We start from the raw sequence: 13472 nt of genomic DNA, 5'->3' as shown, positions 1-13472 counted from the left end.
CGCCATCATCGCGCCGAAACCGACGAACACAGGATCGGGCGGCTATTATGCCTTGCCGCCCAGCGCGACTCATGCGGCCACGCTGCGTCGATCGCTCGCGTCCGGGGATCGACAGCGCCGTCAGCGGCCGGCCCGGCGCGTCGCGACCTGACCCAGCACCGCGAAATCCTTCTCGCCGCCGCCGTGCGCAATCGCCTCGATCAGGCTGTCGCGAACCACGCTCGCGACCGGCATCGGCGTCGTCACCGCATCGGCGGCGGCGAGCGCGAGGCGCACGTCCTTCAGTCCCAGACGCGCCTTGAACAGCGCCGGCTCGAAGCGCTGCTCGGCGATCAGCTTGCCGTAGCCCGAGTACACCGGTCCCGGAAACAGGCCGCTCGTGATCACGTCGAGAAAGTCCTGCATCGCGAGGCCGTGGCCCGTCACGAGCGCGGCCGCTTCGCCGAGCGTCTCGATCGCCGCGCCGAGCATGAAGTTCGCGGCCAGCTTCATCACGTTCGCCTGCTGCGGCAGCGAGCCGATGCGCCAGGTCTTCTGGCCGAGTGCGTCGAAAATCGGCTGGATCCGGTCGATCGATTCGGCCGGGCCCCCCGCGACGATCGTCAGCTTGCCCGCGGCCGCGACATCGGGCCGCCCGAGCACCGGTGCGGCGACGTAATGCACGCCGCGCGACGCGTGCGCGGTCGCCAGTTCCTCGGCGAGCGCCACGGAAATCGTCGCCATATTCGCGTGGATCAGCCCGCGCGGCGCATGTTCGAGCAACGACGCGGTGATGACTTCGCGCAGCGCGGCATCGTCGGCGAGCATCGAGAACACGGCGTCGCCCGCAAACGCTTCAGCCGGCGTCGCGACGACTTGCGCGCCCAGCCCGGCCAGCGGCTGGGCCTTTTCCGGTGAGCGGTTCCACACGCGCACCTGGTGCCCGGCTTTCAGAATGTTTGCAACCATCGCGGCGCCCATCTCGCCGAGACCGATAAAACCGATGTCCATCTATCGCTCCGTCTTCTAAAGAACCCGAAGTAGAGCACACTCATGCGACAAGCGCAGGACAACGCGCAACCCGAGCGGTGCGATACTGCAGGCATGGTCACCGCGACATTCCGCTTCTACGAGGAGCTGAACGACTTCATCGCCCGGCCGCTGCGCCGGCGCGCGTTCACCTGCGTCTGCGCGCGCGGCGCAACGACCAAGCACATGATCGAAGTGCTCGGTGTGCCGCATACCGAGGTCGAGCTGATACTGGTGAACGGCGACTCGGTCGGTTTTGATCATCCGCTCGCCGACGGCGACCGCGTCGCGGTCTATCCGAAATTCGAGGCGCTCGACATCCAGCCGCTGCTGCGCGTGCGCGAGCGTCCGTTGCGCGTGATGCGCTTCATCGCCGATGCGCATCTCGGCGGCCTCGCGCCGCTTCTGCGGCTTGCGGGCTTCGATACGCTGTACGACAACCACTTTCCCGACGCCGATATCGAGGCGCTTGCCGCCGCGCAGCAGCGCATCGTGCTGACGCGCGACCGCGAGCTGCTCAAACGCCGCAACATCACGCATGGCTGCTACGTGCGCGCGCTGCGGCCGCGCGAGCAGTTGCGCGAAGTGTTCGAGCGGCTCGACCTCGCGCGCAGCGCGCAACCGTTTCGGCTATGCCTCGTATGCAACGCGCCGCTGCGACGCATCGCACGCGAGGAAGCCGGCCCGCGCGTGCCGCGCGGCGTGCTGCAGCGGCACAGCCGCTTCGTGACCTGCGATGTATGCGGACGCGTGTTCTGGGAAGGCACGCATTGGCAGAGGATGCGCGCGTTGATGGACAGCGTCTCCGCCGGCGCACCGGACCGTGTCGGCTGACGCCCCGCGCTTGCGTACAATGCGGGTTGATCTATTTGGCAGAGGCCTTTCCGATGATGAAAAAAACCGACCTTGAAAAGAACAAGGCGCTGAAACTGGGCAACGCGATGAAACAGGCGACCGCGAACCGCGGTGGCAAGAACGCGGCGACCGAGCCGAAGATCGACCGGCGCGAGCAGCGCAAGCTCGATCAGGCGCAAGGCCTCGTCCCGTTTGCGTGCAAGCTCAACGGCGAGCTGGTGGAGGAGCTGAAAACGCGCGCTGCCAGTCATCCGGACGGCCTGAACGGGCTGCTGGATGAAGTGATCCGGCGCGGGCTCGCGGGCTGATCTTCCCGCGCGCAAAATGCGCCGCAACAGCAAAAAGGCCAGAGCGCGAGCTCTGGCCTTTTTGCTGGCAACGCATCTGCCGCCACCGGCTGCACCGACCGGCAACCGGTGCGGCGCAGCGCTATGTCGCGCCCAACGAGCGCGCGTTGGCTTAGTTCTGCACGCCCTTGTCGTTCGTGCCCGCTGCCGAAGCTGCGGCGGAAACGTGTGCCTTCTTGCCGTGGGTCTTCAACTGCTTGACGTGGTGCTTCTTCGGTGCGCTTGCTGCTTCCATAGCAGCGGCACCCGATGCCTGCGCGAAAGCCTGAACGGAAACGAGTGCGATCGAAGCGGCTGCGAGCGAGACGATAACTTTTTTCATGTGTTGATCCCCAAACCAGACGACTGAGTCAATGTGAATGAATACAGCTGCACGGTAGAGCGGCTGGACTTCGAGGTGCCTTGTGCTCCCCGCGGGAGAGTATTACCCAGGCGTAGGCGGTTTGTCATGCGCAAAACTCGATATGTATTTTCCGGGAGACAGCCTGCTTTCAGCGTGCTTTCATCTACCTGCAAGGCGCACCAAGGACCCTACCAGGTCCCCGTGAAGCCGCCGCCCGCGCGCCTCGCCGACCGCTTCGCGGCGCTCAAACCAGGTTCCGCAGCAGGCTCGCGGTCTCCTGCAGCGCCGGCAAAACGCGGTGCAGCGCGGCGTTCGCCGACTCCTCGCCGATCGGCATGCTGACGCTGATCGCCGCGACCACCGTACCGTGCCGGTCGCGCAGCGGGACCGCGACGCCGCGCACACCGATCTCGAGCTGCTGGTCGGTGACCACGTAGCCGTTGCGGCGGATTTCGCCAAGCACTTCTCTGAGCCGTTCGACGGTCGAATAGGTGTACGGCGTGAAAACCTTGATCGGATACGATGCGAGCCACGGGTCGATGCTGTCGGGCGGCTGGAACGCGAGCAGCACGAGCCCCGCCGACGACAACGGCGCTGGCGCGCGCGAGCCGGTCACGAAGCCGACCGCCATCGCCCGATTCACGCCGTTGCGCGCGACGTAGACGACGTCGTGTTCGTCGAGGATCGCGACCAGCGCGGTTTCCTGCACGGTCGCGGTGATCCGCTGCAGGAACGGTTGCACCGTGCGCGGCAGCCGCGCCGAATCGAGGTAAGACTGGCCGAGCCGCAGCACGCGCGGCGCGAGCCAGAACAGCTTGCCGTCTGTGTCGACGTAGCCGAGCTCGCGCAGCGTCAGCAAATAGCGGCGCGCAGCCGTGCGCGACAGGCCGGCGCGCGCGGCGACCATCGTTGGCGTCATGCGCGCGTGCTCTTCGTCGAATGCTTCGATGATCGCGAGCGCCTTCGCGGCGCCCGCGATCCAGTCCTTGTCGTCCATGTCGTTTGCTCGTGGAAGGAGCGGGGGATCGCGGTCCGGTCCGCAAGTCGCTTGATCACCGCGATCCGCAGGCCGGCGACCGCACGGCCGTTGCGCGATTATCGCGCGACTCGCGGGCTTTGCCTGCCCGACGCGCGACGCCCGCGTATCATGTGAGCGATTCCTTACCGGCTGAGCACCGCGCGGCGCGCCTGCGCGGCTTTCCAGCGCGATCCCAAGACAAATCAGAAGAAATCTTGCATCCCGATACCCGCCAACACCTGCGCGCGAACGTGCTGATGCTGATCGCGGCGATGATCTGGGGCTCCGCGTTCGTCGCACAGCGACTGAGCCTCGATACGATCGGCCCGTTCCTGTTTACCGGCTTGCGCTTTCTGCTCGGCGCGCTCGTCGTGCTGACGATGATCGTCTGCGAGCGCCGCGCGGCGCTCGGCGAGCGGACGAAGCGCGCGCCCGGCGGAGCCCGCGAACTGCTTGGCGCGGGCGGGCTGCTCGGCGTCGTGCTGGCCGTGTCGATCTCGCTGCAGCAGATCGGCCTGCAGTACACGAAGATCGCGAACGCGGGCTTCATCAGTTCGCTGTATGTGGTGATCGTGCCGCTGCTCGGCGTGCTGTTTCGCCACCGGACTGGCCTCGGTACGTGGCTTGGCGCGCTACTGGCGGCCGTTGGCATGTACTTCCTGAGCGTCGACGAGCACTTTTCGATACTGTACGGCGACTGGTATCAGCTCGCCGGGGCGCTGGTGATTTCCGCGCAGATGATGCTGGTCGGCCGCTTCGCGGCGCGCCACGACACGCTGATGCTCGCACTCGCGCAGTTCGTGACCTGTGGGCTCGTGTGCCTGTCGATCGGCCTTGCCATTGAACCCGTTAGCGCCGCGGTAATTGCGCGGGCCGCGCCGACGATCGCGTACGGCGGTGCGTTATCGGTGGGCGTCGCGTATACGATCCAGGTGGTCGCGCAGCGCCACGCGGCGCCCTCGCATGCGGCGGTGATTTTCAGCATGGAAGGCGTGTTCGCTGCGTTTGCGGGCTGGCTCGTCCTCGGCGAAACGCTGACGACTCGCGCGTTGTTCGGCTCTGCGCTGATGCTCGCGGGATTGATCGTGTGTCAGATACTGCCGGGCTGGAAACGCGCCCGGCAGCGTGCGCCGCAGGGGACGTGATTTAACAGCGTCATAAAACGATTCGACGCCAACGCTCGGTGCGCGGATGCGCGCCGACAGGCGTCTTGCCCCTTCGCCCAACTATGCCGCGCGCGGATGAGCGAATAGGCTCGGCGTATCGGCGGTTGGCGGAAACACGCACCAGCAGCCGTCGTCGTGGCGAAAGAAGAACAAACCCCGCCCGCCCTGTTCCGACGACGTCTCCACCCGCACATAGCGCCGCCCGCCCGCGCGCGTGCGGCTGAACTCCGTCACGTGAACCGGCTCGGCCGGCGATGGCGAAAGCCACTTCTCGACCAGAAACCGCAACGACTGTTCGCTCGCGGCTCTCATGATCTGCCCCGGAACAGCCTGCCGCGCTGCGCATCGCGCGTGGACTCGGGACTGTCGTCGTCGCGAGCGGCGTCGCCGTTCTCGGCGGCCTCTGCGGCCTCTGCGGCTGCCAGCGCCATCATCCGACTGGTCGCGACCGCGCGCAACGAGCTGCAATGGGCCGCATGTCGAAGGTCGGACAGAAGACGGACTAGCTGTCGTGCTGATCTGCGTTTCATACATCCCCCGCACTGCACCAGAAACCTCACAAAGCACTTTAACTCTATGCCGGATTGTTCGTTGGGCAAATGATTTTGACCAAATAGCAACAGTCGCGCTTGCAATAAGAAGGCGCGCAATCTTCGTACCGCGTTATCAATGTGCGCGTTCGGTGGGCGGAAATCTGTGCGTTGGCGAGCCCTTCGCGTCGCGCGAAGCGTCGATGCGGGAGCAACGGGAAGTGTCGATCGGAGGCGTGGTTATCCACAGCGACCTCTGAATAACTTCGGGATAGCGCGACGAACAGCCTGTGCGCGAAATCTTGATAAAGATCAGGGTCGGCTAACGGTGTTCGAACTTATCCCAGTTCTGTAGTTTTTCTACCGACGTGTTCCGCAGGGTTATAGGTTTCGCATGATGTTGAAGCGGCGCGACATTTGCGACTTATCCACAGAATCGGTTAACCCTTGTTAACTACTACTACGTATGTATACGTATCAAGTAAACACCATAAGGTGAATATCGCTGCGCGCCTGAATCAGAGGCTGATCGGACCTTGATCAGCCTCGATGCGAAAGCCGCTGCGCCGCTGTCACGGCACCAGAGGCGCCGTGCCGCTCGCGGGTTCGATCGCTGCAGCCTGGCCAATCGGGTCGGCGGGTTGGACCGGCGAGGATGTCGACGGTGTCGTCAACGGAACCGGTGCGGGTGCGGTTAACTGCACTGGCGCGGGCGCTGACTCGACCGCCTGAGCCGCAGCTGGTGGTGTCACGGCGACAGGCTTGTCGGTCGTCGGTTGAGCGAGCGCTGGTGAGGTCGTCTGAACCGGCACGGTCGGCGTCGCTCGAACTGCAGCGGAGGTGGTCGCCGCTACCGGCTCGGGCACCGGCTCAGGGATCGTCAGTTGAAGCGGCGCTGCTACCGGCATCGGCAGCGTCCGCGTCTCGATCGGGCTGCTCGTCACCGGCTGCGTGCGCACGACCGTCTGCAAGTAATGATCGACGAGACCGAAAAAGCGGTCATAGAACTTGCCCGACGGAATCGTCTCGCTCGAGATCTTCACCATCGCGTCGCTATTCGAGCGAATCGGCAGCGACAGCGAACCGAGCACGCTGAGCCCGACGCTCGCCGACGTATCGCTCTTCTTCAATGCGAAGCCGTTCTGCACCGCGTTCACGTACACGATGCTGGTATCGGCCGCCTCTTCGCCGGGCGTGCACACGACGTGAAATTCGACGACCACGTGCGAATCGCCGGTCGGCTGAAAATTCTTCGTGCCGTCGACGGTATCGGGACGCGACATCGTCGTCAGATAGCCTTGGCTCAGCAATGCGCGGCGCGCGGCTTCGCAGCTATCGCCCGTACTCGAATTGAAATTGCGCGCGTACGGGCTTGCGCCGGTTTCGAATAGTTCCTGAGTGAATTCGGGTTGCGGCGTGCTGCTGCATGCCGTGAGCGCGACCAGCCCGAACAGGGCCGCGGCGGTGGTGCGGGAAAAGGGGTTCTGCATGATCAGTTGCGAGAAGCGCCTCGTGAGCGCGAATGGAAATGCATTGTAGAGCGGGCAGCGTCACGTGCGTAAAAAGCGTGCAAGGTGCAGCCCGGACCCTATTACAGCGGGAAACAGGGCGTCAACTTGAAGCACGCCGCCGCGCCCTCGCAGTGCATGCGGGCGAAAATGCGAAAGAAATCGCGCGCGTGCCTAGTTCGACGTCGTGCGCGTCGAGCCAATCGTCGCGGCCGAAGTCGACCCAGAGGTCGCGGCCGACGATGCCCCGGCTGCCCCGCTCGCGGCGGGTGCCGCGGATGCAATGAGCGCCGCCGGCACGCTGAACGCGTCGGCCCACGGCTTCGCGCTGGCGCAACGATCCGCCTCGCACGACGCGGCCCGCCCAGCGGCCCCGGAAGCGCCGTCAGCGGGTGTCGCAACCGCCGCGAAATCCTCCACGCGCAGATTCACCTTCTGCGCATAGGCCTTCGAGCCGCCATAGCTCTTGAGCGCGGTATTCAGATCGCCGTTCGCCGAGCGCATGTAGCCGTACAGAATCGCCGAGCCCGCTTCGATGTTCGCACCCGGCTCGGTCAGATCCTTCACGTTGCGCAGCAGGCCGCGGTGCGCCTGCGGCACGACCTGCATCAGCCCCGTCGCGCCATTGGCGCCGCGGGCTTTTTCCTTGAAGCGGGATTCGATCGAGATGATGGCGAGCAGCAGCGCCGGAGGAAGGGAGTATTTGTTGGCGGCGGATTGCACCGCGTCGGAGATCTTTTGAGCCTTTTCTTTGCCCACACCGAACTTCTGCGTCAGGTACGCCGATATTCGGTCGGTGTTTTCGTCGGCCGCCGCGGTTTGCGCGAGGCCGAGCGAAAGCACGATCAGGCAAAGTAACCGGCTCATAGTGGACGTCGGAGGAAGCAAAGATCCGCGCATTATAGCGCCGCGGCGTCGGGCGGCGCCTTTCCTCGGCAATTTTTGTCTTTTAAATCAAGGGTGAGCGGAACTCGCCCCGCTTTCCGATGCGTTCATTTGACCGCTTTTGACTTCAGGTCATAGCCGTCGCTCAGCGTCGCGAGGAACGCGGCGACGTCGTCGATATCACGCTCGGACCAGACCGGACGCTCGCCCGTTTTGCGCGTCAGCGGCTCGTCGGTCGTATCGACGTTCACGCGCAGTGCGATCGGCAGATCGTTGAATTTGTCGACTTTGCCGTGCGCATCCCTTGGATACCACTTGTCCGGGTTCGTATCGCGTTGCACGTAGAAACGCAACGCCTCTTTCAGCGTGTGGAAGCGACCGTTGTGAAAAAACACGTGGCGCGTCGCGGTATTGCGCAGCGATACCGACTTGAACAGTCCGCAGTTCAGCTTATCGCTCTGATCCGTACGCAATGGTCCGCACAGGCCCATGTCGAAATACTTCGGATCGGCGTTGACCTTCAGTTCAGCGTTGCGCGGCACGCCAAGCGCCTGAAAGTTAAAGTCGGTGAAAAGCGGATGAGCGCCGTTCACGCCCGACTGGTCGATATGACAGGATGCGCAATTGCCGCCGGCGGGGTCGTCGAACAGTTTTTTGCCGCGCAACTCTTGTGCAGTTAGTTGCACTTTCCCGTCCAGGTAGTAGTCGAACTTGCTCGTGTACGGATGAAAACTCGGGTCTTCGAGCTCGAAGCGCTCGATCGCGTACGTCGCCTGGGTGAACGCCTTGGTCGGATCGGCAAAAATGTTCTGGCCGAATACTTCCTTGAAGCGCGCAGCGTATGGCGCGCGCTGCAGCTTCGCGAGCAATGCGGCCGGATCCTTATTGGCCATCTCGTTCGGATTGAACAGCGGGAAGTTCGCCTGATCGTGCAGATAGTTGAAGCGCCCGTCCCAGCCGAAGCCGCCGACCGGCGCGTTGTCCGTTTCGCTGAGCCGCTCGGACAGGCTCGCCGCCTGCGCATGCGTCCAGATCGGCGTACGGTTCAGCACGTAGCGCAGGCTCGGCACCGCGCGTGTGCCCTGCTGATGCAAGTCCGTGCCGCCCAGTTGCGCGGCGAGACCGTTGGGCGGCCCGTACGCGTGCTCGGGACTGTGGCAGCTCGCGCACGACATCTTGCCCGAGGCCGACAGCACCGGATCGAAGAACATCAGTTTGCCGAGCGCGGCGGCGTCGCTATAGACGGGCTTCGCATCGGCGGATGTCGGTGTCGCATTCGACGCAACAGCGGGCGCCGCACCGGCGCCCCCCAGTAACGCGCCGCCCATCAGGGCGGCGAGCGCTATCCGACGCGCGCTCGCGCGCGCCGTGAATCGCATGACAGAAGACAGCATCGAGTCTTTTACAGGTTCGTGAAGATGTCGCTGCCGAACCCCACCAGACCGGCCTGTCCCGCATAACCAAGGTGGTCGAGCTGGAAGATGTCCTCGATGCTCTTCAGCATCGAATAGTGGTTGTACGGCACCGTGGACACCGTACCCGGCTTGATGAACTTCGAGATCATCACAGCGCCGGTCTGGTCGCCGCCGTAGCTCGACTTGGTCAGGTTGATCGTGATGCCGTTATAGGCGAGCGACGAAGTCTCCGGGAACGACGGCAGGTTCGGCCCGGGTTGCTGGCTACAGCAGGTCGTGCCGGCAAATATCAGATCCTCGCCAGACGCGGACTGCGTGACCGTCGCGTAGCTGCTTTCGTCGAAGTTGATGATCAGCAGGCCATCCTTCTGGAACGCCGGCGATGCGGTGATGATCGGCACCCACTTCTGCAGGAACGTGTTCGCGCTCGTCAGGCCGCCCGGCTGGCCGTTCACGCAAGGTGCGTCGTGGCCGTCGTCGCACAGGTTCGGCGTGATCAGGTTGAAGTTCGCCGTGGTCGAGACCGATTGCAGATCGTTCTGCAGGTTATTCAGATTGACGACGTGCTGTCCGCAGTCCGGCGAATCGATGATCGAGTGGAAGTACATGAACGGATTGTGGCGCGTCGCATACTGGTCGCCGAGCGGCACGGCCGCGCTCGGCGCTTCGGCCGACTGCGTGAGGTCCGTCGTGTTCGGCGTCGGATGGCCGCAGGTGGCGGCTTCGCGCGACGGATCGTTGCCCATGTCGCCTTCATAGCCCTTCCACGTATAGCCCGCTGCCTTCAGTTGGTCCGGCAACGTCTTCACGCTCGCCGGATACACGCAGCCCGAGCCGATCGCCTGGCCATCGGACGTCATGCCGGTCAGCTTGAAGTCCTGATAGGTCATGCAGTCGTTGTCGGTCTCGTTGGTCGGCGACTGGCCGCTGATCATCGAGATGTAGTTGTCGAGACTCACGTGGCCCGTGCCGTAGTACTGCTGCACGAGCGCGCCTTGCGATGCCAGTGTTTGCGCGAGATACGGCGCTTTGGTGTTGGCGCCGAATGTGGTCGCGTAGTTTTCGTTTTCGAGCGTGATCACGAAGACGTGGCGAATCTGCTGCTGTCCGGTCAGTTGCAGCCCGCCGGACGAAGAAGACGAGCCGCACGCGGCCACGATCAAAGCGATTAAAGCCGCGCAAGCGGCCATGATGAGTGCGCGTAGCCCAATGCGGTGTGACATGTTCGTGGCCCTCTGTTGCTGTCTTTTTGTTGCCCTGTCGGGAATGCGGTTTTATTTGCGGGCAGACTTTATGGAGCGCCTATGACATTGCCGTGAAAGTTGACGTTAGTTCACCGATAAAACCATTGGCGAACCAGCGGGTTGCCGACTCGATTCACGCTTCGCGCCGATTTGAGACAATGCGCGTCGGCCGCGCGCATCGTTGCATGCCGCCTCAACGAACAACCGATGTTTTCAGCTATGAGCAAGACCGCGTTTATTCCCAGCGTCCCCGGCACGTCGGAGGACGACTTCGAGATTTCGGCGAGCGCGAAAATGGCCGGCTACCGGCGCTTCTTCGGCGTATTGAAGGTGGTGCGCACGACCGACGGCCGCGTGCTGTTTCCATTCGATGGCGCGCCCGAACTGGGCCCACACGCGAGCCGACTCGAAGCGCTCGCGGCCGCGCAGGTGTATGGCGAACACATCGTCGCGAGCGATCTGGCGCGGCCGGAGTTGTAGGATTCGTCGATCACCCGGCGATATGCCGATAGGCGAAAAAATACGGGTGGGTCAGCGCACGCGTACCCGGTTTGCCGCGCCGGCCCCCGCACGCGCGGCGAGCACCCCACCGAGCACGCCGCCGACATGGCTCTGCCACGACACATCCGGATAGATCGGCAGTACGCCGAACAGCAGGCTCAGACCGTAGCTGCTGACGACGACCAGGGCCACGAGGATCGACACGAGATTGCGCGTGTAGTAACCACGCGCAATCAGGTGACCGGCATAGCCGAACACCAGCCCGCTCGCGCCGATATGCACCGAATACGGCGCGCCGAATAGCCACGCGCAAAGACCGGCGCCGAGCATCGCGCCGATGGTCGCGCGCCAGAAGCCGGCGATATCCGGCCACGTACACAGCCAGCCGAGTACGACGAGCCCGCTCGTGTTGGCGGCGATGTGTCCGACGCTCGCATGCAGCCACGGCGCGAACAGGATGCCCTGCAAGCCGTCGAGCGAACGCGGCACGACGCCGTGTTCGTTCAGATGCAGGAACGGCAACGCAACCGACAGAAAGAACACCGCCCACATCGAACCGACGAACAGCCCGATTAGCACGACGCGTGACTTCAGCTTTTCGGTGAGCGTGTTGGGAGATGAGGTCTTCATGATGACGAGGCCACATGGATGTCGACAGAGGGTAGTCGATGTGGCGTCGTCACGTCGAGGCATCGTTGCACGACAGATGCCGATGGTGTTTCGTCCGCCGGACCGCATGGCGGCGCGGCTGATTGCGTGAGCTTGCGGCCCGGTTTGCCGCTACGTCTTCGTCACTCCACCGTCACCGACTTCGCCAGGTTCCGCGGCTTATCCACATCCGTGCCACGCGCACAAGCGGTGTGATACGCGAGCAACTGCAGCGGCACGACGTGCAGGATCGGCGACAGCAAGCCATAGTGCTCTGGCATCCGGATCACATGCAGCCCTTCGCCGTTGACGATCTTCGTATCGGCATCGGCGAACACATAAAGCTCGCCGCCGCGCGCGCGCACTTCCTGGATGTTCGACTTCAGCTTTTCGAGCAGCGCGTCGTTCGGCGCGACCGTCACCACCGGCATCGCTTCGGTCACGAGCGCCAGCGGCCCGTGCTTCAGCTCGCCAGCCGGATACGCCTCGGCGTGGATATACGAAATCTCCTTGAGCTTCAGCGCGCCTTCGAGCGCGATCGGATAGTGCATGCCGCGGCCGAGGAACAACGCATGTTCCTTGCGCGAAAACTCCTCCGACCACGCGATGATCTGCGGCTCCAGCGCGAGCACGCTGTTGAGCGCCGCCGGCAGGTGGCGCAACTGCTTCAGATAACTCGCTTCCTGCTCGTCGTTCAAACGTCCGCGCAGCTTCGCGAGCGTTGCCGCCAGCGTGAACAGCGCAACCAGCTGCGTCGTGAATGCCTTGGTCGACGCGACGCCGATCTCGCGGCCCGCGTGCGTGAGGAACGACAACTCGGTCTGCCGCACCATCGCGCTCGTGCCGACGTTGCAGATCGCGAGCGTGTGCTTGTGGCCGAGCTCCTGCGCGTGCTTGAGCGCCGCGAGCGTGTCGGCGGTTTCGCCCGACTGCGAAATCACCACCACCAGCGACTTCGGATTCGGCACCGACTCGCGATAGCGATACTCGCTCGCGATCTCGACCTGAGTCGGAATCTTCGCGAGCGATTCGAGCCAGTACTTGGCGGTGAGCCCCGAGTAGTAGCTGGTGCCGCACGCGAGAATCAGCAGGCTGTCGATGTCCGCGAACACCTGGCGCGCGCCTTCGCCGAAGATCGACGCATCGAACGCGTCGGCCTGCGGAATCGTGTCGGTGATCGCGCGCGGCTGCTCGAAGATTTCCTTCTGCATGAAGTGGCGATACGGGCCGAGTTCGACCGCGCCGCCATAGGCGGCCACCTGGCGCACCTCGCGTTGCGCGGCCTCGCCCTGGCGATCGGCGATGCGCACGCCATCGAGCGACAGTTCGCAGACGTCGCCTTCCTCGAGGAAGATGAAGCGCTCGGTGCTGCCTGCGAGCGCGAGCGCGTCCGATGCGAGGAAGTTTTCGCCGTCCCCGAGCCCGACCACGAGCGGCGAGCCCTGGCGCGCGCCGACCACCGTATGCGGCTGATCCTCGTGCAGCACCGCGATCGCATACGCGCCGTGCAGTTGCGCGATCGCCTCGCGCACCGCGGCGAACAGGTCGCCGCGATACAGGCTATGGACCAGGTGCGCGATAACCTCGGTGTCGGTCTGCGAGACGAACTCGTAACCCTTGCCGCGCAGCATTTCGCGCAAGGTCTCGTAGTTTTCGATGATGCCGTTGTGTACCAACGCCAGCGCATCGCGCGAGAAGATCGGGTGCGCGTTGTCGGTGACCGGTGCGCCATGCGTGGCCCAGCGTGTATGCGCGATGCCCGTCACGCCTTCGAGGCGACCGTCGCGCACCTGGCCTTCGAGGTCGGCCACGCGCGCGACGCTGCGCGCGCGGCTCGGCCCGCGAGCGCCGAGCACGGCGACGCCGCACGAATCGTAGCCGCGATATTCGAGGCGTCGCAGTCCTTCGATCAGGACCGGAACGATATTACGTTGCGCAACCGCGCCGACAATGCCGCACATGGTGTATTCCTTTTCAGTGCCGGATTCAGTGAGCGCGCCTCGT

General features: G+C 64.2%; 14 protein-coding genes. 4 read left to right on the top strand and 10 right to left on the bottom strand.

Features of this window, described 5'->3' with window-relative positions; all coding sequences use genetic code 11:
- Positions 1-120 precede the first annotated feature (120 nt).
- The gene (locus OKW38_RS19730; protein WP_429362787.1) at positions 121-990 is read right to left on the bottom strand and encodes an NAD(P)-dependent oxidoreductase; all 870 of its coding nucleotides are present in this window, start codon (positions 988-990) and stop codon (positions 121-123) included.
- A 93-nt stretch (positions 991-1083) separates the two neighbouring features.
- Between OKW38_RS19730 and OKW38_RS19725 the strand changes: the two genes are divergently transcribed.
- Both OKW38_RS19725 and OKW38_RS19720 read left to right on the top strand, forming a co-directional pair.
- Entirely contained in the window at positions 1084-1842 is a 759-nt protein-coding gene (locus OKW38_RS19725) for a Mut7-C RNAse domain-containing protein (RefSeq protein ID WP_184056392.1), read from the top strand.
- Between the two features lie 53 nt (positions 1843-1895).
- The gene (locus OKW38_RS19720) at positions 1896-2171 is read left to right on the top strand and encodes a hypothetical protein (RefSeq protein ID WP_018418694.1); all 276 of its coding nucleotides are present in this window, start codon (positions 1896-1898) and stop codon (positions 2169-2171) included.
- A 151-nt stretch (positions 2172-2322) separates the two neighbouring features.
- On the opposite strand, the gene OKW38_RS19715 is transcribed toward OKW38_RS19720, so the two are convergent.
- Both OKW38_RS19715 and OKW38_RS19710 read right to left on the bottom strand, forming a co-directional pair.
- Positions 2323-2532: a hypothetical protein gene (locus OKW38_RS19715; RefSeq protein WP_429335429.1), complete on the bottom strand. Its 210-nt coding sequence runs from the start codon at positions 2530-2532 to the stop codon at positions 2323-2325.
- Between the two features lie 265 nt (positions 2533-2797).
- The gene (locus OKW38_RS19710) at positions 2798-3550 is read right to left on the bottom strand and encodes an IclR family transcriptional regulator domain-containing protein (RefSeq protein WP_018418696.1); all 753 of its coding nucleotides are present in this window, start codon (positions 3548-3550) and stop codon (positions 2798-2800) included.
- Positions 3551-3786: 236 nt separating this feature from the next.
- Here OKW38_RS19710 and OKW38_RS19705 point away from each other — a divergent pair, with 236 nt between their 5' ends.
- Positions 3787-4716 (top strand): DMT family transporter, encoded by a 930-nt coding sequence (locus OKW38_RS19705; RefSeq protein WP_429362785.1) that lies wholly within the window; start codon positions 3787-3789, stop codon positions 4714-4716.
- A gap of 81 nt (positions 4717-4797) precedes the next feature.
- Here the strand turns inward: OKW38_RS19705 and OKW38_RS19700 are convergent, their stop codons facing one another.
- From OKW38_RS19700 to OKW38_RS19680, 5 genes are all read right to left on the bottom strand, one after another.
- Positions 4798-5049, bottom strand: a complete 252-nt coding sequence (locus OKW38_RS19700) for a hypothetical protein (RefSeq protein WP_184056386.1) — start codon at positions 5047-5049, stop codon at positions 4798-4800.
- A gap of 790 nt (positions 5050-5839) precedes the next feature.
- Entirely contained in the window at positions 5840-6757 is a 918-nt protein-coding gene (locus tag OKW38_RS19695; protein WP_429362783.1) for a DUF2242 domain-containing protein, read from the bottom strand.
- A gap of 192 nt (positions 6758-6949) precedes the next feature.
- The gene (locus OKW38_RS19690) at positions 6950-7642 is read right to left on the bottom strand and encodes a lytic transglycosylase domain-containing protein (RefSeq protein WP_429362782.1); all 693 of its coding nucleotides are present in this window, start codon (positions 7640-7642) and stop codon (positions 6950-6952) included.
- Between the two features lie 125 nt (positions 7643-7767).
- A complete protein-coding gene (locus OKW38_RS19685; protein ID WP_429362780.1) occupies positions 7768-9039 on the bottom strand; it encodes a cytochrome-c peroxidase in 1272 nt (423 codons plus the stop codon).
- Positions 9040-9062: 23 nt separating this feature from the next.
- Positions 9063-10298 carry an alkaline phosphatase family protein gene (locus OKW38_RS19680; protein WP_429362779.1) on the bottom strand — a complete coding sequence of 412 codons (1236 nt, stop codon included), beginning with the start codon at positions 10296-10298 and terminating at the stop codon, positions 9063-9065.
- 240 nt (positions 10299-10538) lie between these two features.
- On the opposite strand from OKW38_RS19680, the gene OKW38_RS19675 reads away from it, so the two are divergent.
- Positions 10539-10799, top strand: a complete 261-nt coding sequence (locus OKW38_RS19675; RefSeq protein ID WP_090805534.1) for a DUF6723 family protein — start codon at positions 10539-10541, stop codon at positions 10797-10799.
- Between the two features lie 51 nt (positions 10800-10850).
- Here the strand turns inward: OKW38_RS19675 and OKW38_RS19670 are convergent, their stop codons facing one another.
- Positions 10851-11450: a rhomboid family intramembrane serine protease gene (locus OKW38_RS19670; RefSeq protein ID WP_429362777.1), complete on the bottom strand. Its 600-nt coding sequence runs from the start codon at positions 11448-11450 to the stop codon at positions 10851-10853.
- Positions 11451-11611: 161 nt separating this feature from the next.
- On the bottom strand, positions 11612-13429 hold the full coding sequence (gene glmS, locus OKW38_RS19665; RefSeq protein ID WP_429362775.1) for a glutamine--fructose-6-phosphate transaminase (isomerizing): 1818 nt from the start codon (positions 13427-13429) through the stop codon (positions 11612-11614).
- Positions 13430-13472 lie beyond the last annotated feature (43 nt).

The organism is Paraburkholderia sp. MM5496-R1, assembly GCF_050436205.1.
GTDB lineage: Bacteria > Pseudomonadota > Gammaproteobacteria > Burkholderiales > Burkholderiaceae > Paraburkholderia > Paraburkholderia tuberum.
The sequence above is the reverse complement of the archived record's forward strand: the minus strand, read 5'-3'. Positions and strand labels throughout refer to the sequence as shown.